General features: G+C 69.3%; 20 protein-coding genes and 1 pseudogene. 13 read left to right on the forward strand and 8 right to left on the reverse strand.

Translation table 11 applies throughout. From position 1 onward, the window contains the following. Nucleotides 1–1231 precede the first annotated feature (1231 nt). Nucleotides 1232–1711, forward strand: a complete 480-nt coding sequence (locus tag IF129_RS25260; RefSeq protein WP_191212155.1) for a hypothetical protein — start codon at nt 1232–1234, stop codon at nt 1709–1711. Nucleotides 1712–2058: 347 nt separating this feature from the next. Here IF129_RS25260 and IF129_RS25265 read toward each other — a convergent pair whose 3' ends face one another. Next, complete coding sequence (locus IF129_RS25265) at nt 2059–2961, reverse strand: DUF4231 domain-containing protein (RefSeq protein ID WP_318153938.1); 903 nt, start codon at nt 2959–2961, stop codon at nt 2059–2061. Between the two features lie 27 nt (nt 2962–2988). Continuing rightward, nucleotides 2989–3330: a hypothetical protein gene (locus tag IF129_RS25270; RefSeq protein ID WP_381480779.1), complete on the reverse strand. Its 342-nt coding sequence runs from the start codon at nt 3328–3330 to the stop codon at nt 2989–2991. Between the two features lie 319 nt (nt 3331–3649). Between IF129_RS25270 and IF129_RS25275 the strand changes: the two genes are divergently transcribed. From IF129_RS25275 to IF129_RS25290, 4 genes are all read left to right on the forward strand, one after another. Beyond that, on the forward strand, nt 3650–5182 hold the full coding sequence (locus IF129_RS25275; protein ID WP_191212156.1) for a hypothetical protein: 1533 nt from the start codon (nt 3650–3652) through the stop codon (nt 5180–5182). Then, on the forward strand, nt 5179–5376 hold the full coding sequence (locus tag IF129_RS25280; protein ID WP_191212157.1) for a hypothetical protein: 198 nt from the start codon (nt 5179–5181) through the stop codon (nt 5374–5376). The genes IF129_RS25275 and IF129_RS25280 overlap by 4 nt, the downstream gene beginning before the upstream one ends. 303 nt (nt 5377–5679) lie before the next feature. Then, on the forward strand, nt 5680–6219 hold the full coding sequence (locus IF129_RS25285) for a hypothetical protein (RefSeq protein WP_191212158.1): 540 nt from the start codon (nt 5680–5682) through the stop codon (nt 6217–6219). Further along, complete coding sequence (locus tag IF129_RS25290; RefSeq protein WP_191212159.1) at nt 6216–7196, forward strand: coiled-coil domain-containing protein; 981 nt, start codon at nt 6216–6218, stop codon at nt 7194–7196. Before IF129_RS25285 ends, IF129_RS25290 begins: the two co-directional genes overlap by 4 nt. A 14-nt stretch (nt 7197–7210) precedes the next feature. Here IF129_RS25290 and IF129_RS25295 read toward each other — a convergent pair whose 3' ends face one another. Continuing rightward, nucleotides 7211–7552 (reverse strand): hypothetical protein, encoded by a 342-nt coding sequence (locus tag IF129_RS25295; RefSeq protein ID WP_191212160.1) that lies wholly within the window; start codon nt 7550–7552, stop codon nt 7211–7213. Nucleotides 7553–7662: 110 nt separating this feature from the next. Between IF129_RS25295 and IF129_RS25300 the strand changes: the two are divergent. Continuing rightward, nucleotides 7663–7968, forward strand: a pseudogene (locus tag IF129_RS25300) (toxin Doc); the annotation flags it as partial. Nucleotides 7969–8025: 57 nt separating this feature from the next. Here the strand turns inward: IF129_RS25300 and IF129_RS25305 are convergent. Both IF129_RS25305 and IF129_RS25310 read right to left on the reverse strand, forming a co-directional pair. Beyond that, nucleotides 8026–9315 carry a hypothetical protein gene (locus IF129_RS25305; RefSeq protein WP_191212162.1) on the reverse strand — a complete coding sequence of 430 codons (1290 nt, stop codon included), beginning with the start codon at nt 9313–9315 and terminating at the stop codon, nt 8026–8028. Nucleotides 9316–9504: 189 nt separating this feature from the next. After that, nucleotides 9505–11145, reverse strand: a complete 1641-nt coding sequence (locus IF129_RS25310) for a hypothetical protein (RefSeq protein ID WP_191212163.1) — start codon at nt 11143–11145, stop codon at nt 9505–9507. A gap of 197 nt (nt 11146–11342) precedes the next feature. Here IF129_RS25310 and IF129_RS25315 point away from each other — a divergent pair, with 197 nt between their 5' ends. From IF129_RS25315 to IF129_RS25325, 3 genes are all read left to right on the forward strand, one after another. Further along, nucleotides 11343–11870, forward strand: a complete 528-nt coding sequence (locus tag IF129_RS25315; RefSeq protein WP_191212164.1) for a hypothetical protein — start codon at nt 11343–11345, stop codon at nt 11868–11870. Nucleotides 11871–12030: 160 nt separating this feature from the next. Next, on the forward strand, nt 12031–13032 hold the full coding sequence (locus tag IF129_RS25320; RefSeq protein WP_224755571.1) for a DUF6083 domain-containing protein: 1002 nt from the start codon (nt 12031–12033) through the stop codon (nt 13030–13032). Between the two features lie 236 nt (nt 13033–13268). After that, the gene (locus IF129_RS25325) at nt 13269–14246 is read left to right on the forward strand and encodes a DnaB-like helicase C-terminal domain-containing protein (RefSeq protein ID WP_191212166.1); all 978 of its coding nucleotides are present in this window, start codon (nt 13269–13271) and stop codon (nt 14244–14246) included. A 275-nt stretch (nt 14247–14521) separates the two neighbouring features. Here the strand turns inward: IF129_RS25325 and IF129_RS25330 are convergent, their stop codons facing one another. The 3 genes from IF129_RS25330 to IF129_RS26835 form a co-directional block, all read right to left on the reverse strand. Then, a complete protein-coding gene (locus IF129_RS25330; RefSeq protein WP_191212192.1) occupies nt 14522–15193 on the reverse strand; it encodes an HNH endonuclease family protein in 672 nt (223 codons plus the stop codon). Between the two features lie 178 nt (nt 15194–15371). After that, on the reverse strand, nt 15372–16622 hold the full coding sequence (locus IF129_RS25335) for a helix-turn-helix domain-containing protein (protein WP_191212167.1): 1251 nt from the start codon (nt 16620–16622) through the stop codon (nt 15372–15374). Nucleotides 16623–16785: 163 nt separating this feature from the next. Next, nucleotides 16786–16917, reverse strand: coding sequence for a hypothetical protein (locus tag IF129_RS26835; protein WP_263576280.1), 132 nt, complete (start codon nt 16915–16917; stop codon nt 16786–16788). 1079 nt (nt 16918–17996) lie between these two features. On the opposite strand from IF129_RS26835, the gene IF129_RS25340 reads away from it, so the two are divergent. The 4 genes from IF129_RS25340 to IF129_RS25355 all read left to right on the forward strand — a co-directional run bounded on the left by IF129_RS25340 (nt 17997) and on the right by IF129_RS25355 (nt 22649). After that, complete coding sequence (locus IF129_RS25340) at nt 17997–18296, forward strand: hypothetical protein (RefSeq protein WP_191212168.1); 300 nt, start codon at nt 17997–17999, stop codon at nt 18294–18296. Nucleotides 18297–18300: 4 nt separating this feature from the next. Then, nucleotides 18301–18543, forward strand: coding sequence for a hypothetical protein (locus IF129_RS25345; RefSeq protein WP_191212169.1), 243 nt, complete (start codon nt 18301–18303; stop codon nt 18541–18543). Nucleotides 18544–18867: 324 nt separating this feature from the next. Next, the gene (locus IF129_RS25350; protein ID WP_191212170.1) at nt 18868–20748 is read left to right on the forward strand and encodes an ATP-dependent nuclease; all 1881 of its coding nucleotides are present in this window, start codon (nt 18868–18870) and stop codon (nt 20746–20748) included. Continuing rightward, entirely contained in the window at nt 20745–22649 is a 1905-nt protein-coding gene (locus IF129_RS25355; RefSeq protein ID WP_191212171.1) for a UvrD-helicase domain-containing protein, read from the forward strand. The genes IF129_RS25350 and IF129_RS25355 overlap by 4 nt, the downstream gene beginning before the upstream one ends. Nucleotides 22650–22718 lie beyond the last annotated feature (69 nt).

Consider the following 22718-nt stretch of genomic DNA (forward strand, 5'->3'; position numbering starts at 1 on the left):
GGAGGCGATCCATGAAGTTGTCCCGCTGTGCGCCCGGGACCGCACCGCCGCACCGTGTCGCCCGCCGGGGCAACGCTGCGTCCTTCGGTACAGCGACGGGTCAAGCGCGGAGGCGAACATCCCCCCCATCGCGAGCGGACGCTGGCGGCGAAGAAGGCAGCGGCGCCGAGGTGAGGTGAGTCCGGGGACCGTCACGCTCCCGCTCTCATGCCCATAGTGCCGTCCCTACGTGGTTTCGGATCCAGCGTCTCGCGCTGCACTGTCCCACGCCGCCCGCGCCGGACTGACCGCACGTCAGCCGAACCACCGAGCAGCGGGGGGCGAACGCCCCCGCCGTGGAACTGCTGGCGAACCTCGTCGGCACGCGCGGCGAACGCCAATCAACTTTCCGCAGTCGGTCCCACTGCACCGGGCCCCGCTCGACAACGGCCGCCCACGCGAGGCGCTCGACTGGGATACCCCAGCCGAGCGCCTCGCGTGATCTACTCACCACCTCAAACCAGGTGGTGTTGCGATGCCCCCTTGAACCCGAGGGCGCCGCCATGGCTGCCGGGGCCTCGGTTACCTGCGCTGGGCCATGAATCGCAGGTTGAGGAAGCTGGCGCAGCTCACCTCGACGGTGTTTCCCGCGGTCAGCTAGACATCCGACTCGAAAGAGTTGAGAAATTCCCTGACGGAGTCTTCCAGCGCTTTGTGGTCCATGACTGAACAGTCGGAAGTTGCACTGCTGAATCCGTAAGGCCCATTTACCCACTCAAAATCGTAGACGCCAGGCTCGTCCGGGCGCGCTCTTGCCACGAATTCTTGTCCGTTCACATTGAGATGAGTTGATCCCGTCTCCATAGGGCTGTCACCTTCTTCTTACGGCATGCCGAATCGAGTCTCCATCATCGTAGTGCCCGTGAGCGAGGCGGATGACGGTTGCTGCAGCGAAGGAAACCAGTCACGTTGCGATAGCGTGGCGGTGTTATTCAGACACCCGATTGTGACTGATTTGTGCAGGTTTAACGTTACTGCTGTGGGCCATGTGAGACATTTTCTCGCTGTCTTGATTCAGATCCGGTAGCGCAAATCGTGTGACAGCGAACGCAGATGCATGCCAGTGTGCGGAATCGGCGCCTGGAGATAGATGAACTCTTCGGTCGCCTTGCAGTGCGCCGGGCCCCAAGGAGTAGAGGCCCGGCCTGCTGACTTGACCAGAGCTAGATTGCTCTCAAGGAGGGGGTACTCCATGCATATACGTAATGGAGCCGTAGTGACTGGGTTAGCCATTCTGCTGGCTGCCGCGTCGGCGATACCGGCTCACGCAGATAAGCCTATCGGCCCCACAGAGACCTACCAGACGGAGTCGGACGCCAGCGCCGTCAACGTGTTCGTTACCCGGGGGGATAACGTTCATTGGTCGAAGCACGCCCCCGGCGACATCAACGCACACGGCTGGTGGACGAAGACCAGCGGCCCGGCGACCTTGGCCAAGGTGACTGTCTGGCTGCAGGTCAAAGAGGGTTCTAGCTGGAGGACTTTGAACGTGAAGCCCAAAGATATCCGGCCGGGCGGAGGAAAGGGCCGCAGGACAGCCGCTCCGTATACGTGTAAGAACATGATCGAGAAGAACTACTTCCGGTCAGTCGTCGACGTGGACATCATCGGCTACGCCGACGGGGCCTCTAAGCTCACCACTCCGACCCAGACGTGGTACTGCGGCGTCTAGCCTCAACCTTGCACGGGGGTCCGTCAGCTTGCTGGCGGACCCCCGTCGGGTCGTTCCGGGTGGTTGTTCTCTGCACGTGGGCAGGCAGCACCCCGCCCGCCGACGTCGCGATGGGCCCCAGAGCGTGGGATCGCCGAACCCGGTCGTCATCGCCAGCGCATGCCACCGGCATCCAGCGGCCACCCCCGCGTATCAGCGCCCGGTAGGGCGATCAGGTCGAAGGCCGCGTAGGGGACCGGGCACGTGATCGCGCGCGGGTGAGAGCGGGACGCTATGCCTCTGTTGGGCGCCGCTCCCCGCAAGCCTCGGTGAAGGTCTCCATACCCATGACCGGTAGCCGCCTTCCGTCAGGCCGCTGGCGGTTGGCCAGTGGGCGCGGCATGGTCGGCGGGCTGGTCCAGTTGCTGCTGGCGGCGGCGCTGTTCGTTGCGGTGCTCTTCGACCCGCTGGGTGAACAGCTTCAGTGCCTGTTGCTCCTGATCGGCGTCGAAGTCGCTGTAAGGGCCGACGCCAAGGGTGAAGGCGTTGGTCTCCTCCTCGATGGCGTCGGCGGTCTGGAGCAGGAAGTAGCTGCGCTCGCGGTACTTGTAGTAGCCGGTGAAGGCTGCTGCCAGCGTGACGGTGAAGCCGATGGCGACGATCGTGATGTTTTGCCAGGTGAACTGGTTGCGGGTGTCCAGGGCGGCGACGGTGGTGGTGGAGGCAGCCCCGGTCATGATGAGGTTCTGCAGCGTGTTGTGGATGAACCGGTACTTGCGGCTGTCCGTCCGGTGCTGCTCGATCACCCCGGCCACGTCCTCGCGGTAGAGGCTGCGCCGTTCTTTCAGCGTCGGGTGGGTGAGCGCGCTGAGGAACCGGAGGGCCTCGCGGTTGGTCGCGAGCTTGTCCTCCAGCTGGGCCAGGCTCAGCTGTCCTCGGGCAGGCGCGGCGATCCAGGCGGCCGCGCCGAAGACCAGCGCCAGCATTCCGCAGGTGATGTCCACCCGGAGGAACTGGGAGGGAGAGCTCCAGGTCAGCGCTGTCCAGATCAGGCCCGTCAGGATCGCACCGCCGGCCACGGCCAGGGCGACGCCTACCGTGCGGATTCTCCTCCTTCGCCGCGCCAGGTACCGCTCCGTCTGCCTCACGTCGTGCCGAAGTTCGCGCAGCGAGGCGTGTTCGTCGGCTTCGGCCTGCCGTTGTTCGGCACTCAGATGGTCGTCCGCGTCGCTGATGCGGTGGGGCGCATCGTCGTCAAGGCTGCGGGCCACGGCTTGGTTCCTCTCGTCTGCTCAGGCTCAGTGGGCGAACGCTTCGGTCAAACTGATGCGGTAGCCGTCCTCTTCCATCAGCACGACGGTGACGCCGAACGGGTCGGGGCGATCCAGCTCGATGGGGGTGAAGGAGAAGTTCACCGCAGCCTGGAACGGCGGCACCAGTTCGCCGCCGGGCTGCGGCGCGGGGGCCGGCTTCCAGCCGGGGGCGACCGAACCCCAGCCTTCGTCCGCGCCGGCCACCGCGGCGATGTTCGCGGGTTCGGCGATTCCGGCGAGCGCGTCCTCGCCGACCTTGAGTGGGCGGACCCAGACCAGCCCGACCAGCTCGCTGCGCGCCAGCGGCATCATCAACGGGCGCGGCACGCCCCCTCACCCAGCGAGGCGGTGCACGTCTCCTGCGCGACGCCAACCAGACCGTTCCACATCCGCTTGTCCACGGAAGCCCCCACATCTCGACTGTTCGTGATCACAGGCGACCCTGCCACGTGGAGTGATGCGGCGTCAGGCCGATGATCGGACAGCCCCTTCAAGCGGCGAATGCTGGGCTGACGGAAGGGGGCGCCGCCAGACAGCGCCATGTGGCGTGAATCACAACACATGTCGGGAGAATGAGTGCCGGATCAGCTCTCTCCCGCCGCAGGTAGGTGAACAGACTTAACCCAAGCAACAAAGGAGGCCCGAGATGCCTGCGGCTTCAACGCCGGACTCGGCACCCGAGGATGCCGCTCAGCGGATCGCTGCAGCACCGTCCGAGGCACCAGGAGCGCCGCTCGTTCCCTCAGCGGAAGGATGCGGCTCGCCCGAGAACTCCGACGCGCGACAAACTGGGCGACGCCGGACCCGCAGCGCCGATGGACCGGGCCGGGCCAGCCTGGCCATGGATGGGTCCAATCTGGAACATGGCGCCGTCTCACTGCTTGACGACGCCGACCTGCACGCGGGCGGCCTGGCTGACGTCGTGGACACGGCGGCCTTCTGGTCTGGCGTCAGCGACTCCTTCCAACCGCTGGTCGGTCTCAGCACGATGCTCAGCGAGTTCACCGCGCAGGCGAACTTCGGCCTCGCCCCAGCTCTCGCCGGCATCGGGCTGGCAGCTCCTCGGCTACCCAACATCGAAGAGATCGTCGGCCAGTCGCTGCCGGACGGGCTGGGGGCGCGCAATGCCGCACTGTCGGCGCTGGCCGACGTACAGCCCCAGATGCTCTCGCTGTCAGAGACCGTGAACTCCGTACTGCCCTCCGTCACGAACACGCTGGGACGGCTGGACGGACTCCACTCGGCCAGGTCGGTTCTTTCCGTATACGAGCCGCAGGTCAGTCGCCTGGCGAGCGTGGTGGGAGCAGCCGGTCAGACATCACTGGCCGACGCCTTCCAGCCGCTGATCGGTCTCGGTGAATACGTTCGTCAGTCCCACTTCGGCCTGGCGCCGCTACTCGAAGGCATCCCGGCTCTGCTTGACCCGCTGCCCAGTCTGGCGAAGATGACAGAGACGCTTCCACCATGCTTCGCCATTGGGGCGGAAGTGCCGCGGATGATGCAGGAGATTCTGCGCACCCTGCCGTCGATGGCGGACTTCATCGGTGGCCATATGGCCGATCTCTTCACCGGAGTCCAGACTGTCGCCGACTGGGCGACGCGGCTGAGGCCGTCCGTTCTTGCCGAGGCTCGCTACGCCTTCGCCGCGTATAGCAAGGGCGACACGGAGCCGATGAAGGACTTCCTGCGCCGCTGTCTGCGTCTGTGGCCGGTGCTTGAGGACCACTGTCAGGCCCTGGCTGTGGCGATGTTCGAGGGCACGTGGGAGCAGGAGGCCGATCTCACCGATGATCAGTCGGTGCGCAAGGTCCTGGTCCGGTACGCCCGCCAGGGCTGCGACTTCGAACGCGATCACCAGATCCGCGGTGCCTCGATCGGTTACATCCCGGAGGGCTGGGAGCAGCCGGACACCAGGCCCGGGCCGGAGGATCTGGTGATCCCCCGCCTCGTTCCCTGGGCCCAGCGGTTCGAGACGGCTCCGGTGCGCTACGTGGCAGGCCGGCTCAACGAGCAGGAACAGGCCTTGGCCCGTGTCTGGTCGGAGAACCCTCCCATGACGTGGCTCAAAGCATCGAATCTGGTTGAGCAGGATGAGGCGCAACGAGAGCGGGCCCGACGCAAACTGCGCCGGCTCGGCAAGGAGTGGCGCAGGCGCGAGAACCTCCAGGAGCTGTCGTGAGTGCGCCGTCCGACCGATCGCAGGAGCCGCTGATGACGGTGCGGGCCGCGGTCATCCTGATGCTGGGCACGCAGGTCGCCGTGGCCGCTGGTGTGCTGACCGTGCTGGCAGGGAACGCTTGGGCTGTCGGGGTACTGGCTGCCGGGGGCGCCTTCGCGAGCGCTGTCGCCTTCGCACGGTCCGTGATCGGCTGAACCGGCCCTGGTCGAACAGGACGCACCGGGCCAGCGGCCTCGGGTTCGCCTACTGCCGCGACCGCGGATGGCGCGCGGACGGCCTGGAGGTGGAGCTGCCCGACGTCGGCTACTGCGAACTGGACCTCCTGTGACCCGTTCCTGCGGGTTCCGGACGCGAAATACCTTGACAGGAACCGGAGTTGGCCTGGGGCAATCTACGGTGGCGTGAAGCGTTCTTCCGCCCCGGGCCGCAGGTGCAGCACCCGGCCGGGGCGGGGAGAGAAGACACGTCACCTTCTGATCGCGACCGGGGCGGGGCTTATGGGCAGCGTGGAGCAGATCCGCAGCGAGTACGGCGAGCTGCAACAGCAGATCGCCGGCTACTGCGAGGAGATCGAGGATCTGGAGCAAGGAGAGCTGGAGTTCAACCGCGTGTACGACCAGCTGGTGCGCTCCACCCGGCAGCTGGTCGCCGCACACAGCGGGCTGCCGGCCAAGCTCGCCGAGCCCGGCCGGCACCTCAGCGAGCGGATCGTGCGCTGGTCCTGGCGCAGCCAGGCCGCCCTCGGCGCCGCCCTGGCCGTGGTGACCGCCGTCCCGGCCGCCTGGTCGCCGTCGGCGTGGTGGCTACTGCTGATCATCCCGCACACTGCGGCCGCGCTGGCCGGCAGCCGGATACGCGTACCGGCCGACGGCCACAGGGAGCTGCGCGCGGCGGCGATCGCCCTGCACCCGGTGTGCGCGCTGGTCGTCGCGATCGTCACCGGCCTAGTCTCCGCGTGGTGGATCCTCGCGGCCGCCGTCGGCTGGCTGGTCGTCGGCGGGCTCACGATGGACGACAAGGCAGGCAACAAGCGATGACCTACCCGGCCGCCGACCCGAACGCCCTGCGGGGCCTGGAGAGCCGCGTGAACGCCGCGGTGTCCAGCGTGCGCTCCCAGCTCGAGGACCTCGCCCGCGACGTCGAGGACCTGCAAACGAAGGTCGGCGACACCGACGACCTCGACTACACCCTGCGGAGCCTGAAGGACAGCATCGAGGACCTGGAGGCCACGGCCGAACGCCTCGAGAGCGAACTCGACGACCACACCAGCGACACCGAGCGCGCTCTGAAGAAGCTGACCGCCCGCGTCCGGCTGCTGGAGAACCTCGCCCAGCCCGCCGAGGGCGCGCCCACCGCCGACCTGGACACCATCGACGCGGCCTGGAAGGAGCTGGCCGCCGCCGCCCAGCGCGGCGCCGAAGCCGCCGCCGGCCTTCTCACCGACGCCGCCCGCCAGGTCCACCAGGGCGCCATCAACCGCCACCGCGAGACCGAGCAGCGGCGCCGCGACGCCCAGCAGCGCGCCATCGCCGCCGCCAAGACCCTGGCCACCGCCACCCACACGGAGCGGGCACACAAGAAGGCCGCCAGCGACTTCACCACCGCGCTCACTGCCGAGGACAGTGCCCGTGCCAACCTCGGCGCCTTGGCGGCCGAGGCGAACACCGCCCGCCTCGCCCTGCAGGCCGACGACCGCCGACGCCGCGAGGCCGCGCCGGCCATCGCCGACGGCAAGAAAGCCAGCCGCAAGCTCGCCCTGACCCTGCGCACCCGCCTGGCCCGCGTACTGGCCGACCGCGCGGTGCTGCCCGTCTGGTTCGTGACCGTGCTCGGCCCGGCCCCGCCCGCCGACGCCACCCAGGAGTGGCTCGACCTCGCCGTCGACGTCCTCGTCTACCGGATCACCCACCAGATCACCGACCCCGTCGTCGCCCTGGGTAGAGCGCACCACGACGCCGCCGGCGCCGCGCAGCACCGCGACCTCACCCAAGCCCTCAGGGCCTGGAACAGCTGACGGCGCGACGGCGGTCAGGCGAACGGCACGCTCTGGTTCCCAAGCAGTTCCGTGCCGTCAGCGAGGGTGATGTAGGGGCACAACTCCTGGTACGGGATGCCGGCGGTGCGGTGCAGACGCCGCAGCTCGTCTGCCGGGACGACGAAGCGAGCGGGCGGGCCGCCAGGAGCGAGCTGATGGAGGAGAGACGTGGACCAGTTCACCGGCCTGGTCAGGACCATCCGCCGGTCACCGGGAAGCCTCACTCCCCATCCGGTGATCGTGGCGGGCCGTCCCCCGGTGTTCGCGGCCTCCACCTCGACGAAGTGGTCCCCCAGCGTCCGGCTTCCGTCCGGCAGATCGTAAGCGGGGACCATGTTAGTCACCTTGACCGTGACCTTGGGGCCCTGATCCGCGGCCTTCGTGCTGCGGCGCCCGTAGTGGATGCCTACCCACACGCCCGCGAACGTCCCGACCAGGCCAAGTGCTCCACGCCTTCTCCGCGCTGGTTGCCGCCGTCGCCCGGCACCGCGTGCCCCGCCCCCCCCGCATCGGCACCCTCACCGGCGCGGCCTGGCGGGCGGCGGCCCTGATGGTCACCCTGGTCCGGCTGCGCCCGCTGCCGGCCCGCAACGCCCTGTTCGGCGCGGCCGTCGCGGTGGCCTACATGGATGCCTCCGGCCAGGGCATCGACCCTCCCTACGGTGCGCTCATCGACCTCGCCCGCGACATCGATGCCGCACGGGCCGACGTCTACGACACCGGCGACCGCCTGCGATCCTGGCGGATCTGACCCCGCTGCTCATCGCGGGGAGGGTGCAGATGCCCCCTCCCCGCGATGAGCAGCGGGCTATGTCTGCGGGCCGGGGTCTCCGCCTTCTGCCGCTTCCTCCTCTTGGGGCTGCTCGCCTGCGTTCGGGTTCCCGCTGGTGCCGTCCGGCTCGCCGGCCGGGATGGAGGCCGGGGTGGCCTCCTGTTCCTGGGCGGGGGCGCCGGTGGTGGGGGTGCGGTCGTCCAGGGTGATGGTGACAGGTCCGCCCTCGGTGGTGAGGTCGGCGAGCTCGGTGGCGATGCGGTCGTAGGTGGTGGCGGCCAGCGCCCAGTCGCCGTCACCTTCCCCGGCAGTGTGGCGGGCGTTGAACAGGCTGATCAGTACGGCGATCAGGGATCGCCCCGACACTGCGGCGGCGATGCGGTCCTGGCCGTGGTCGCTGATCTGGGCGGGCATCCGGAAGTGGTCGTGACGCGCCGCCCGGCCGGTGAGAAACTCCCAGGTGTCCCGGTGGCATACCAGCACCGCGTGGGAGACCTGGGCGGCCCGGCGCAGCAGTTCCCGGTGCGCGCCCAGGTCCCGCTGCTCCTCCCGTGCCGCGGCCTGGTCGTGCTGCGTTCCGGTCTCCTCCTGGTCGTGGTCCACTTCGGCTGGCTGACGCAGGGCGGCGATCTCCTCCCGCAGTCCGGCCAGGCCTTCCCGCGTCTCCTGCCGGCAGGCCTCGGCCTGCGCGGCGGCATCCTCGCTCCAGGCCGCGATCTGCTCCCGGGCCCCGGCAATGACCCTCTCCTGCTGCGCGGCCTGCTGCTTCGTCTGTTCGGCCAGCCCGGCGTGAAGTGGCTGGAGTTCTTCGCGCAGTGCGGCCACCACGGTCTCGGTCACCTTCTCCATGAGGAGTTCGGCGATCTGGCTTGCGAGCGGGAGACTGGCCTGCGGCATCACCTCACCCGCCGGACCGGCCTCGGCTGGGCTCTCCTGACCCTCCGAGGGGCCGGAAGCCGCTTCGCTGACCAGAGCGGTCACCTGTGGCGGCCAGGGCTCGGAGGCCGCCTCTGTGGGCTCACCGGCAGCCGGCCTCGGCTCGGGTGCCTCCGGCTCCTCGGTGCGCGACTGGCCGATGGCCTGGTGAAGCCGCTGCACGTCATCGCGCAGCAGATCCAGCGTGCGCTGTACGTCAGCGAGGTCTTCCCTGGTCAGTGCTGCCTTCTGGGTGTTGCGCACGTCGGTACGCATCCGCCCCAGTTCCGCCGTGACGTCCTCGCCGGCCTTCCGCACGGCCCGCTCGCCGGCGCTGCGTGTGCCCTCGAACTCCTCCCTGAGCGAGGTTCGCAGCTCACCGCGCATGTCCGTCAGCGTGTTATGCAGCATGCCCAGAGAGTGGGCGAAGTCGTCACCGTTGCTGTTCTTCCGCGCCAAGACCGATCCTCATCTCTACGGAATGTAGTTACGGGATGTCTGGCTGTACTACGAGTGGGTGAAACTCGAACGGGACAGCACGAACCGGCCAACCCTGGACCGGCCCGGCCGGGATCGACGCCGCAGCGGTGCCCCGCCGGGTTACAGCAGCCCTCCCAGCGGTAGGACGCGCTCGGTGAGCTGTCCGCGCAGCCTGTTTCCGGCGATGTCGGCCTCGGTGAGCCAGTCGGCGGCGATGAGGATTTCGGCGTGCTCGGCGACCTCGTCGGCAGGCAGGGTGCAGAACGCGGTGGCCTGGTCGAGGGGGAGTCCGCCGTCCTCGGCGAGTCCGAGGCGTCCGTCGGGGCGGGTGTGGGCGGCGGTGTACAGGGCCAGGAGCCGGGTGTGGGCGTCGGCCTTCTTCTTGCGGAGCTTGCGGTCGCCGACGACTTTCTGGGCCCAGCCGGAGATCCTGGAGCGGTTGTTCTTGCCGAACGCGAACGGCCGGGGCCGCTCGGGCAGCAGCGTGGGGACGGTGAAGCCGGTGGGGTCCTCGGACCGGGAGGCCATCACCTCGGCCACGGTGCCGGGCACACGCAGCCAGCCCGCCGTGATCAGCCGCTCGAGCACCGGTTCGGCTTCGGCTGCGAGCCAGCCGGTGAGGTCCTGCCCGGTGATGTTCCCGGTTCCGGCGCGCGCGGCCCTCAGGGTGAGCATGAGGACGGCCAGGCGTACCTCGGCTTCCGGGTGCGGGGCGTGGGTGGTGACGTAGTCCAGTACGGAGCGGGCGTGCAGGGCCTGCTGGCGGGTCAGTAGCCGCTCCACCGCGGGACCGTCCGCGTCCTGAAGGTCATCGGCGGCAGCGCGGCCGCGGTGCTCGTGCTGGGCCCGGGCGGCGTGCGCGGCCTTGTGGGCGCGGTCGGCTTCGTGGCGCAGGGCGCCGGTGCCGGTGACGTCGGCCCACAGGCGGAAGGCGCGGGCCTTGCGCTCGTGGAGGTCTGCGAGGCGGAGGAGGTCGGGTTCGGTGCGCTGCTGGTAGGCGCGGAACGCGTCACCGAGCTCGATGAGCTCCCTGCGCAGGGCGTCGGGTTCGAGATCGTGGGGGACGATCCGCTGCGCGATCTTCCCCCACCGCTTCGTCCGCCGGGGCGCCCCTGGCGGTGAGGCGGCGCGGGAACGGGGCACCGGCGCCGGCCCGGTCGCCGGGGACAGCGAAGCGCCGGCACCGGGGGTGGGGTCGGAGAACACCGCCGCCACACCGCCTCCCGCCATGCAGCCTGCGGGTTCTTGCGGTTCGGTCGGCTTTCCCTGCACGGCGGGGGTGGCGCGGGCTGGGGGCAAGGCGGTGTCCAGGACCCGGCAGTCCGGAGTGGCGGCCGCGCAGCGCGCGCACATCTCCGCGATCCGCCACAGCCTGCCCGCGCGGTCCGCGTACACCGCCAGAACGACCTGGCCGCCGCACCGCATGCCCGTGCCCGTCGGCGGCCGCGCCCCGCCGGGGCGCTTGGTGAACGTGTCTGGGTCTCGGGTGTGCCACGCGCAGTCGGCGGCGCGGCAGGCGCACCACGCCGTCCCGCGCGGCCCGCCGCTGGCGCGGATGTGGGCCAAGTGCTGGTTGACATGGGCGACCGCGGCCTTGCGGCCTGCGGCGGCGCCGGCGGGAATGCGCTGATCAGGGCAGGCCGGGCGGGAGCAGGAGAGTTTCACCGCGCCAGCCGACGGCCGGCCGTCAGGGTCCAGGCGCACCGTCCACACCCGCCCCGCGACGCGCTCCTCCTGCTGCGTTCCGGTCTGCACCGCCATGTGCGCACCTCTCCGCCTCGCTTGATCCGTCGCCCCGCGGGGCGGTCCCATCATCGGGGATACCGGCCGGCCGGCTCCGGGTGGAAGCGGCGTTCGTGCCCGGCGTGCCGTGGCCCGCAGCGCGGTTTAGCGCCGTCGGCCGAACGGCCACCACCGCCGACGCGTGCGGCGGCGAGGCGGCTCCGTGGGCTGTGGCGGTGCCAATGGCAGAGGCGGGCGCGGGCGGGGGCGTCGGCGGGCCGGGGGAGGTCGCGGTCGCCGCCCACGCCGACATCCGCGACGCCCACCAGCCCGCCCAGGTGGACAAGCAGGCCGAGGCGCAGGTCCGGGCCACCATCGCCGAATGCGTAGCCCTGGCCCGCCCCGATAGGGCCACCCTCATGCTGCCCACCACCGCCCATGTGACGGCCGAGTCCGCCGCCTGCCGCGAGGCGGTGCGTACGTTGATGAACAGCACTGCTCCCGAAGCTGAGGCTCGCAGGGCCGCCGACACCTGCCTCAACGGCCGCCACCCGTCCCTGGCCGTCGCCCAGGCCGAGGCCGACCAGGCAGCTGCCTACGCCCGGGACCGAGCCGCACACGAGCTGCTCAGCACGCGCCTTGCCGAGCTGCGTTCCCTGACCACACGCCCGTCCAAGGCCCCGGTCACTGCCCTTGAGGATCGGTGCCCCGGACTGGACGGCACTCCGTGTGGGGGCGGTCGCTCGCTGGCGGTCTGTGTCTGAGCTGCCGAACGGTGAAGGAGAACGCCTCCGTGCAGCCCGCCCAGTGAACCCTTGTCACCCGTTCGAGGGTCGAAAAGGAGAAACTCTCCCAAGCTGCATAAATCCTCCCTAGCTTGATTCTCCTGCTCCGCTTCCGGCTCACGTGAGAGGCGCGATGTCTATGCGGATCAGTCCGGGCAATGCCTCCCGGACCCTCGTACGCGACACCCGTGACCGGTGCCGCTGGTGCGGGAACCCAGTCGAGTGGCGCGACGCTTTCGACGGAGGACGCGTTCCCCTCGTGCCTCAGTGGTTCCCCGCCCGACGGGTCCCCGCCCGCTACCAGTGGCATGTTGACGGCGGTGTCGCCTACCTGGGAGCCCACACCCACGACCTGGGCCGCTGCCGGATCAAGCACTCCGCGGTGTGCCCCGCTGTCGAGCACGAGAACCTCGACGACTCCATCATGCTGGAGATCCACGCCGCGCTCGGCGTAGCACAGCAGAGGCTGATCAGGGCTGGCTTCGTTCCGGCCCCTGCTCCACGCCACGAATCCGAGGTTCAGTCCCCCGACCCTCCCAACGCTGCCCGTCCCGGAGGCATCCGGCACATCCTCGCCTACTGCGGCACCCTGTGGATCACCCCCGGTCTCATCGAGGACCTGCAGTGCATCGCCCTCGCCTCCAGCACCGGCGAGCGCTGCCTCAACAGCGTCTTCGAGATCGACGAGGGCCACTGGGCCCAGGTGGAGATTCCCGAGCACGGGAGCCGGACCGTTCAGATCGTCCTCAACAACACTGGCGGCCTGATGTGGGTGTGGTCGCTGGACGAGGTCGGCTACACCGACAGCGCCCGCTGGTCCCGCCAGCGCTGCACCCACCACACCACCTACGACGCCACCCCCGACGCAGGCCCCAACGAGCTCGTCCGCTTCCACACGGTGTGCCACGCCGACCTCATCCTCGCCCACCGCCCCACCGGCTACGACCACCCGGCCCCGCAACCCGCCGAGCGCCCCGGTGGCCCCGCACGACAGGAGTGCGCCACCGACGGCTGCCGGAACGGCACCGTGATCAAGGATGTCGCCCCCGACTGGCGGTGCTACCAGTGCGAAGCGCGGGCGAAGCGACGACAGAACGCGCAGCGGAAGTGGCAGACAGCCCACCCAGCCGAAGACCACTGACGACCTCCCCTGCGGCACAGGGCACACATGCACTCCCTGTGACTGCCGCAACCGGTAAGCTCAGCCTCGATGGCCGCGGACGTGCGGCCCGGTGAGCTCCCGAACGGTCCGTGGCCCCACAGGAGCGATGAGCCCCAGGTGCCCGCGCATCACACGCCCCATCCCCCCGACATGCTCCTGAGCAAGAAGTGGTGCGGCGGGCCACGGAACCGACGCACCGGAACAGGACCCTCGTGGTGGCCAACCACGCCCGCAAAGCCGACGCCCGCCGCCTCGCCCGGAACGGCAGGACCTACCGCTCCGCTCTCCACCTGACCCGCTCGAAGCCACGAGTGCCCACCGGGCTCAGCACCCTGGACGACCTGCTGCAAGGCGGCCTGAAGCCTGGCCGACTGACCGTGCTCGCCTCCCGCACCGGCATGGGCAAGTCCATGCTCGCCCTCCACATCGCCCGGCACTGCTCCTTTCGAGAGCGACGGCCGGCCTTGATCGCCTCACTGGAGATGTCTCGACACGAACACATGATGCGGATCGCGGCCGCCGAGACCGGCATCCTGAGCGAACACCTGCGACGACGGAACCTGACCCCCGACCAGAGAGCCCGAATTCGGACCCTCGCCGACGAACTCAACGGCGCGCCCCTGCTCTTCGGCGGGGACCGCTCCGCTCCTACGGTCGCCGAAATCCAGGAGACCTGCGCACAGGCGACCTCCCAGGCTGGAAGTCTCGACCTCCTCATCGTGGACAACCTGGGACTCATGCGAGGCGCGCGCAGCGTCTCCCGCACCCGAGAGTGCACCCTCATCGTGGAGGAACTCACCGGCCTCGCCCGGTCGCTCAACGCCGCCGTGATCATCGTTGAGCAGCTCACACGCGCCCCGGAACTGCGAACCGACCACCGGCCCCGACTTCGCGACATGCAGCACCTCGAGGCGCTCGCCCCTCACGCGGAGACCGTTGTGCTCTTGCACCGCGACGCCTACTACATCCACCCCAAAGGCAGGGAGCCCTACTTCACACACTCACCCGACCCCCGGGTCTACCCGGAGGTGTACTTCCCCCGCTGGGGCCTGCCCGCCCCGGTCCGCCAGCACGCTGAACTGCACGTCCCCCTCCATCGCCAAGGCCGCACCGGTACCCTCCACGTCGAGGTCGACCTCAGCACAGCCTCCTTCTACGACCTGCCGCCCACCAGCCGCTCCCAGCACCGCTGAACGAGCGATCCACCTCCGCTCGCGCGGGGAACACGTAGTTCCGGTGCACCTGATGGGCGATCTGCCGACTGACCTCGTTACGAAACTCGGCTAGATGGTCGGCGTAGCGTTCGCTCAGCCGCACTGAGGCACTGCCTCCTCGGCGCCCTCCGCGCGGGCGGCGAGGCAGCCATTGTCGTTGAGGTAGTCCAGATGGAGGATGTCAGCGGCCCCGCAACCTCCCCGCCCGCCGGGCAGGTAGCGGGGCGTCCTCGTGGCACGCCCCGCTACCGGTGTCAGTTGGCGATCGGTACGGTCAGGACCACGTCGGGGCAGGTCGCGGCTCGTTCGTTGAGCGCGGCCAGCTCGGCCTGGTCGACAGAGAGCCTCCAGCGGGTCTTGGTGGCGACCCAGTCGGCCAGGTAGGTGCATGACGCCTGCGGGGAGGGCACCCACCACTGGGCGGGGTCACGATCGGCTTTGGAGCGGTTGGACCTCGCGGTCACGGCGACGAGCGAGCGCTCGAAGTCGAGGTCGTTGGCGTACTGCTCGCGGCGTTCGGCCGTCCACTGTGAGGCGCCGGAGTCCCATGCCTCGGCCAACGGGACCATGTGGTCGACGTCGAGCTTGCGGGCGCTGTCGACGTGGACATCGTCGTAGTAGGAGAGCCAGCGCCCTCCGGTCAGAGCGCAGCCGGGCCCGACCTGCGGGGCGTGGACGGCTTCGGCGATGAGGACCTCGGCGCGGGTGGAGCAGGAGTCGCCGTCTTCGTCGGTCCAGTGGCGGAATCTGCTGCGCTGGTAGCCGGTCCGGTCCTCCGGGGCGACGGGCAGTTCGTCGATGGCCTGCCGCAGCGGCACCGACTGAAGCGGGTCGGGGGTGGGGTCGGCGGTGGCCGGCGGCGCAGTGGCGGCGAGGGCGCCGGTGAGGGATGCGGCGATCAGGCCGCGAGCAAAGTTGATCACCAGAGCTTCGTAGCGAACCAGCAGCCCGCCGGGGACGAGATCGGCGAAGGTTCACTCGGGCGGCACACCGGCAGAGACACAACGGCAAGGCCCCGAGCCCGTGGCGCGTGTCTTCAGCACCGAGCCTTGTAGGGGGAGGGGGTTGAGATGAGCCCACGGAGCGTTCCCGTGGGCTCACCGATCACTGGAGCCCCCAGCCGCTGGCCGCGGATGGTGGGGATTTTCTCCTTCCTTGAACGGAGGTGGCGCTGAAGCTGTGGGCGAAAGCCGTCAGGAGATCATCGAGCCTTCCTCCTGTCCCCGGGGCGGCGGGGCGGCGTGGGGGCGGGGACGGGTCGGTCTCGCTGGTGTGGGTGTGTTCCTCCCATCGGGGGCGGAAGTAGCTGTCCTCGCCGTCCAGGAGCTGGATCAGGCGTTGGACTTCTTCCCAGCGGCCGGGGGTGGTGCCGGCGAGGAGTTCTTCGATGGTGTTCTGGCAGATCCGCATGCTGCCTTCGCCGCTCTTGAGGGCGAGGACGGCTGGTGGGGGGCTGCCGGCGCGTTGGTGGAGGTAGCGCAGCGCGCTGGCCAGTGACGAGGCGTTGTCGGTGCTCTGCTGTTCGGTGTCGGTGCGGTGGGTGCGGGCTTGGCGCCAGACGAGTTCGAGGATGGCGGGGTCGGCGCCGCAGGCGCGGGCGATGGCGGCGGCGTTGTGCCAGGTGGGGAAGCGTTCGCCGTTCATCAGGCGGGAGAGGTAGCTGGGGGAGAGGCCGGTGCGCAGGCTGAGCGCGCGCAGGCTGTGCCCGGAGGCGCGCTGGAGGCTGCTGAGGACGCTCGCGAGGTCGCGCTGGTGCAGCGATGGGGTCTCAGAGGTCACCGGTCTGGGGGCGGCGGCCGCTGGGGGATCACCGGTGTCCTCGGTGAGGGGCTGCTGCTGGGGCGTGGGAGGTGCCGGGGCGCGGCGGGCGCGGGCAGAGGCAGCTCGCACGCTGTGGGAGCCGGGTTGCTGCTTGCCCAGGGGGCGGTTGAGGGCGCGGTCTACGGCGTCGGAGGAGTACTTCCTGCGGGCGGTGTCCTTGCTCATGCCCAGCAGGGGGGCGATGGTCTCCCATGAGGCCCTGGCCGTGCGGGTGCGGCCGACCATGGCGGGGGTGAGCTGCTCGAGGGTCCTGACGATCTCGGTGAACTGGCGCAGCGGTTCCTCGGCCGCGGCGGTGGGGTCGTTGAGGGTGCGGCCGAGGTTCTCGGAGGCTTTGGTGAGGTGCGCGAGTCCTTCACGCAGCTGGGTGTCGTAGCGCTGGGTGTCGGGGTGGGAGCCCTTGATGCGTTCGCGGTGGGCGGCTTGCCGGCACTTGGTGCTGCAGTACTCGCCCGGGCGGCCGGTGTCGCTGGGTGTCAGCTTCTTCCCGCAGGGGGAGTACAGGCAGCGCCGTGGCGAAATGGTGTTCCTCATCATGAGTCTTCCTCATGTTGGGAGGGATTCCCGGGCGACGAAACGGGTTTCGTGGCCCGGGAATCGTGACGAAAGGTGTGCTGGATTAGTCCGTTCCGTAGGGAACGGACCGTGATGGATCAGCGTCCGGGGGAAGGCACCGAAGGGCCGGTGCCTGACCGGTTCAGGCCTTACGGCGGCGCCTTCGGCGGGTGGTCCAGACGGTAAAGACCCAGACGGCGGCGGGTGCGAGGACCGCGGCGAGTTCGGCGAGGCCGTCGGTGCCGGTGATGACGACGACGGGCGGAAACGTCATCGCGGGGGCAGGCATGGCAACATCGCCACTGTTGCCCACTGTTGCCCGCTCGCAGTTGGGCATGTTCGGCGACGAGACCGTCTTGTTACTGTCTCGGCCAAGGGCTCGACGCAAGAGATGTTTGAGCCGTGAACGGCTGGGGGATGCAGACAAAGCGACCTCCAGGTCGTATCTCGAAAACGGAGCGCGAACCCGCAACCTGCCAGGGACGAGGGTTCGCGCTCCGTGAGCTTATTGATACACATTGCCGAACACGAGCCGGACAAATGCGTTCCTATATGGGACATCCAGGGTCGAACGGACAGTTTCGTAGGCCCTTCGTGGGCAATCCGGCTGCATTTCACCAAAACCGCCCACACGCACCACATGATCTTGGTATGCGCAATCAGCACACTTCCCCCACACCCAGACCCCCGGCGCACCAGCTGGCCTGAAGCGCTCGAACAAGCCCCGGCGCAGGTCACCAGCCCAGCACCTCACGAACGAGCAGGGCGACCGCCTCGCGCCGAACCCGCCGCGCCCGGAGCGGACTCAGGGCAGAGGCTGAGGGAGTAGCGCAACCCCGGCCGCCGGGCAGCACCGCTGCAGTCCTCAGCCCGGCGACCGATCTCGACATGACCCAGTCGGCTACCACCGTCGGCGCGCACCGCATCAGTGAAACGTTGCCCGAACACGACGCTCGCGGACCGGCTGGCGGCGAACCAGGCGTCACCGCACGGCCGGCTCAGCCTCCTCAGCGCACTCACCTCCGCGACATCGGCGCTCAGGCCCCAACCAGGTCGAGGACGACTTCGTCCCCCATGGGACGCACACGCTCTCTCCGGCCCAAACGCCCGACTTCCGGCGGGGCCGATGGGCCTCTCGGCCGCCGGGTCGGACGAGTCCCTCATCGCACGCGCGGAGCCGGACGCGGTCACTTCTGCTGCCAGCGGCACAGTCCCCTCCGTCCTGGATCGGGAGCCCGGCACCCACCCGGCCCCGCCGGGTTTGGGTCGGCGATATCCGCACCGTCTGCCATGAAACGTCAACACCGGCGGCCTGGGACGGCGTACGGTTCGGGGAGGAAGGGAGACCTCAACATGGGAGAGATCACGCAGGCGACGTGGAGGACCTACGTCCACGGCCAGGAGGTGGAGCTACCGGCCACCATCGACGGCATCCGCGCCAGCCTGCCCCAAGAGTCGCGGGCCGAGTTCGACGCCGAAATCGGCCAGGTCCCCGCCGCGCAACTGCAGCAGGTCCTCGGCCGCTGGGCGCTGCGCACCCACCCCGGCGCCGCGGCCGCCACCGAGGACGCCTTCCGCCAGCTGGAGACGGGGACCTTCACCGACGGTGTGCCCCTGGACGACGACGGCAGCGACCAGGCCGGGGCGGCCTGACGCCGTGGCCTACCGCATCCAGTTCGCCCCCGACGCCGACGCCGCCCGCCGAGCGATGCCCGCGGCCCGCCGCACCACGTTCGACCGCGAGATCCGCTCGACCCTGGGCACCGACCCCTACGGCCACGGCTCGACCGCCCGCGGTGAGAAGGACCGCCGCGAGATCGTCATCGCCGGAGCCATCGTCATCTACTACGTCTCCCAGGCCGTCGCGATGGTCACAGCAGTGACCATCATCAGCGTCTGACCACACCCGGTGGAATCGGACGTCGCGGGAGTGCCGGAAGGGCAGCCCGCCGCGCTGCGTGAGCTCAGCCGCTGACGCCCTCGACCGCCCTGGTCAGCCGGATCCGTCAAGAGCACTACACCGGTCTGCGGGACCACGGGCGTACGGGCCGGCGAGGAGCCCAGAGCCTTGTTCCTCGCAACCTGCCCAATCTGCCGGATCTCCCTGAACAGCGCCCGCAGAGAGCATAGGATTCCGGAAATATCGATCATGGGCCGCGCAGCCCGGGGACTCCTTCTCAAAGGAGAGGGCGCCGCAGCTCCGTCGGCGGGGGAATCTGTGTACTTGGCGCATCTTCGGGTCGAGAACTTCCGGGTCTTCGGAGCCGCGGCCCAGAGCGAAGACGAGGTGGACGAGTCGCTGGATCTGGCGTTCACGGCCGGGACGAACGTGCTCGTCGGCGAGAACGACAGCGGCAAGACGGCGATCATCGACGCGATCCGGCTCTGCCTGCAGACCGCGGCGACGGACTACTACCGGGTCTCCCGGGACGACTTTCACCTGGCGAAGGACGGGCGGGCGGAGACCTTCACCATTGTGTGCGGGTTCACCGGGCTGTCGACCGAGGAGCAGGCGGTCTTCCTGGAACTCCTCACCCACGACCGTGACGGCGCCGCCTGGCTCTGCGTGACGTTCAAGGCCCAGCGGATGGACCCGGTGCGAAACCGGGTCTCGGTCACCACCCGGACCGGTCCGGACGGCAACGGCCCCGCCCTGGACGGCGCCGCACGCGAACTCCTGCGCGCCACCTATCTGCGCCCCCTGCGCGATGCGGAGGCGGAACTACGCTCGGGCCGCGGATCACGGCTGTCGCAGATCCTCGCGAGTTATCCGGCGATGAAGGACCAGGACGTCGATGACTATGACCCCGAGGGCGGCGACCCTCCGTCCACTCTGAAGGGGATCCTGCGCCGCGCCGAGCACGACATCCGATGCAACAGTGCCGTCTCCGCCGTGAGCCAGGACATCAACTCGGCCTACCTGCAGCAGTTCGCCATCGGCGACGACGTCCTGCGCGCCGAGATCGGCGTCGCCACCGACGCGACGCTGGCCCGCGCGCTCGAACGGCTTGAGCTGAATCTCTTCTCTGAGTCCGACGAGTGGACCCGGCGCGGGCTCGGCTACAACAACGCCTTGTTCATGGCCGCGGAGCTCCTCCTGCTGGGCAAGAGCGAACTGGCGCCCCTACTGCTGATCGAAGAGCCCGAGGCGCACCTCCATCCCCAGCTCCAGACCCGGATCATGGAGCTGCTCCGCGACAAGGCCCAAGGGCCGCAGGAGCGCGGCACGGCCCCGGTCCAGGTCATCCTCACCACCCACAGTCCCAACCTCGCCTCGTCGACGCCCGTTGAATGCCTGACCCTCGTCGCCCGGGGCCGCACCTTCCCGCTACGGCGCAATATGACGCGCCTGACCGGCGAGGACTACGCGTTCCTGACCCGGTTCCTGGACGTCACCAAGGCCAACATGTTCTTCGCCCGCGGCCTGGCTATGGTCGAGGGCGACGCCGAAGCGATCTTCCTGCCCGCTCTCGCCGCCGCCCTGGGCATACCCTTCAACGAGCACGGCGTCAGCGTGGTCAACGTCGGCCACGTCGGCCTGTTCCGGTACAGCCGCGTCTTCCAGCGCTCCGGCGAGCAGATACCCGTTCCCGTCGCCTGCATCCGCGACCGCGACCTCGTCCCCGCCGGCACCCCCGAGAAGATGAGCGGCAAATTGAAGTGCTGGGACGAGATGACGGAGCAGCAGATCGCCGCGCACGTCGCGGACCTTGCCAGCGACGACGACGGGCCGGTGAAGACCTTCGTGTCGAACTGGTGGACGCTGGAGTACGACCTCGCCGTCACCTCCTGGACCATGGCCAGGCTGATGCACCGCGCGGTCAAGCTCGCATCCGTCGCCGAACAGTCCTGGCCGGACCCCGCCAAGACCGTGCAGGTCATCGCCCGCGCTGACAAGGACATCGACGAGTGGGAACGCCAGAACCTCACTCTGGAACAGGCTGCCCTGAAGATCTACGAACCACTCAAGCTCAACAGGGCCAGCAAGTCGATCACCGCTCAGTTCGCCGCGCAACTCCTCGCCTCCACCTCGCTGACGAACCATGACGTCCCGCCCTACCTGATCGACGCCTTCACGTACCTGTGCGGCGAGGTGACCCGGTGACCAGCGCCTACCGGGACGATGCCTTCGCCACACACAAGGTGGAGGCGATGGTGAAGCTCCTCGGACTCGACCCGCTCGATGCCGAACAGTGGGACTTCCTGCAGAGCCAGACCACACAGGACCTCCAGGCTGCCCCGGGGTCGGGCAAGACCACCTTGATCGGGCTCAAGCTCGCGCTGATGGCCGACGCATGGACCTCTGCGACCTGCGGAGTGTGCGTGCTGTCCCACACCAACACGGCCAAGAACGAGATCGCCGACCGGGTCGCCTCCCTCACCGCCGGGCGGAGCCTGCTGCGCTACCCGCACTTCATCGGCACCATCCAGTCCTTCGTGCATACCTTCCTCGCGCTGCCGGCCGTGCGAGCCAGAGGTGTCGACGTCCGGTCCGTCGACGACGCGGCCTTCGAAACCGCAGCACTCCGGCTCCTGCGGCACCCCCGCTACTCCACCCTGCGCAGCCGCGTAGAACACCAGCGCGCCGGCACCGGCATCGTCACCCAGGCGACGTTCAGCCACAAGAACGGCGAACTCCTGGTCACGGGCCCGACCCGGGAACTCCCCTTTCGAGCCGATACGACCAGCGGCAAGCAACTGTCCAACCTCAAAAGGACGCTGGCCCGCCGCGGCATCTTCCGATACCAGGACATGTACGCCATAGCCCAGCAGTACCTCGCCAAGCACCCCGGCATCGTCCCGGCCGTCTCCGCGCGCTTCCCATTCGTCCTCCTCGACGAGACGCAGGACACCAGCATCACCCAGCACGAACTGCTGGACCTCGTCTTCGCCTTCTCACCCACCGTCGTGCAACGGGTAGGCGACACCAACCAGGACATCTACAGTGACGTCAGCGTTGTGAGCCGGACCGCCTCGGCGTTCCCGCTGGCCAGCGCCGCAGAGCTGCCGGTCAGTCGCCGCTTCGGACCGCAGATCGCGGCAGTGGCCAGCCGTCTGGCTGTCCGTCGCCCCCAGCAGGTCCAGGGAAGGGGCCCCGACGGGCAGGTGGCGGTACTGCTGTTCGACGAGACCACAGTGACCGACGTCGTGCCGACCTTCGAGCGCATGGCCGCCGCGACCGTCCCAGAGGACATCCTCCTCACGCGCCCGCCGCGCGTGCTGGGCGCGCGGCAAGACCGGGGAAGCTCTGCGGCCTACCCGCAGTCGATCTCCTGCTACGTGCCCGGCTACACCCCGGCCGGCCGCCCGACGGCCCGGCGGGCCCTGATCGACGCGGCCCGCGCGGCAGGGACTCAATGGAGATCCGGTGCGGACAGCCACCAAGCGACCACCGAGTTGTGGAACGCCATCCGCTCGTCCTTCATACCCCTGACCGGCGAGGGACTGCCCGCGCTCGGGCGCCTGGAACGGTCTGCGGCAAGCCCAGGCGGCAGGGTACGCATCCTGCTGCGCGAACTCCTCGTCCATGGGGACGCCCTCGACGAGGCGGGCTGGGGCATGCTCACCGAGCAGTTGACCATCGAGATGAAGCTGCTCGCCGACGGGCCGCTGGAGGTCGTCGGCCTGGAGTTCACTCCCGTGGTTGAGGCGGTCACGGCAGCGGGCGGCGCCCCCACGCGCCCCGCCGCAGTGCCAGCGGTGCGAGCCGTACCCGGGACCATTCAGAGCGCCAAGGGCGAGACCCATGCGGCGACACTGATTCTGGAATGCCTTGAGAAGAACGGTAGAAAGTTCGACGTGACCGAGGCGCTTCGCATGGTCGCCGAGGGCGGCGACCCCCAGCGGGAGCTGAAGAGTGTACAGGCCGCTGTGCAGATCATCTTCGTCGGAGCGTCGCGCCCCACCCACCTGCTGGTGCTCGCCGCCCATCGCGACCGTGGCAAGCCGTACGCAGAGGCGATGATCGACGCGGGCTGGGACCTCCGAGACCTCACCAAGCGCTGACCCTACGACCGTCCCGGCGGAACCGTCCCGGCCGGGGACCGCTCCTTCACCTTAGGGTTCGAGCCCACT

The organism is Streptomyces chumphonensis, from assembly GCF_014779715.1.
GTDB lineage: Bacteria > Actinomycetota > Actinomycetes > Streptomycetales > Streptomycetaceae > Streptomyces > Streptomyces chumphonensis.

Excerpts from the sequence above, each read along its gene's own strand:
- IF129_RS25260 (WP_191212155.1), top strand. The coding sequence starts at position 1,232 with ATGCATATACGTAATGGAGCCGTAGTGACTGGGTTAGCCATTCTGCTG.
- IF129_RS25275 (WP_191212156.1), top strand. The coding sequence starts at position 3,650 with ATGCCTGCGGCTTCAACGCCGGACTCGGCACCCGAGGATGCCGCTCAG.
- IF129_RS25285 (WP_191212158.1), top strand. The coding sequence starts at position 5,680 with ATGGGCAGCGTGGAGCAGATCCGCAGCGAGTACGGCGAGCTGCAACAG.
- IF129_RS25290 (WP_191212159.1), top strand. The coding sequence starts at position 6,216 with ATGACCTACCCGGCCGCCGACCCGAACGCCCTGCGGGGCCTGGAGAGC.
- IF129_RS25295 (WP_191212160.1), bottom strand. The coding sequence starts at position 7,552 with ATGGTCCCCGCTTACGATCTGCCGGACGGAAGCCGGACGCTGGGGGAC.
- IF129_RS25305 (WP_191212162.1), bottom strand. The coding sequence starts at position 9,315 with ATGCTGCATAACACGCTGACGGACATGCGCGGTGAGCTGCGAACCTCG.
- IF129_RS25310 (WP_191212163.1), bottom strand. The coding sequence starts at position 11,145 with ATGGCGGTGCAGACCGGAACGCAGCAGGAGGAGCGCGTCGCGGGGCGG.
- IF129_RS25320 (WP_224755571.1), top strand. The coding sequence starts at position 12,031 with ATGCGGATCAGTCCGGGCAATGCCTCCCGGACCCTCGTACGCGACACC.
- IF129_RS25335 (WP_191212167.1), bottom strand. The coding sequence starts at position 16,622 with ATGAGGAACACCATTTCGCCACGGCGCTGCCTGTACTCCCCCTGCGGG.
- IF129_RS26835 (WP_263576280.1), bottom strand. The coding sequence starts at position 16,917 with ATGACGTTTCCGCCCGTCGTCGTCATCACCGGCACCGACGGCCTCGCC.
- IF129_RS25340 (WP_191212168.1), top strand. The coding sequence starts at position 17,997 with ATGGGAGAGATCACGCAGGCGACGTGGAGGACCTACGTCCACGGCCAG.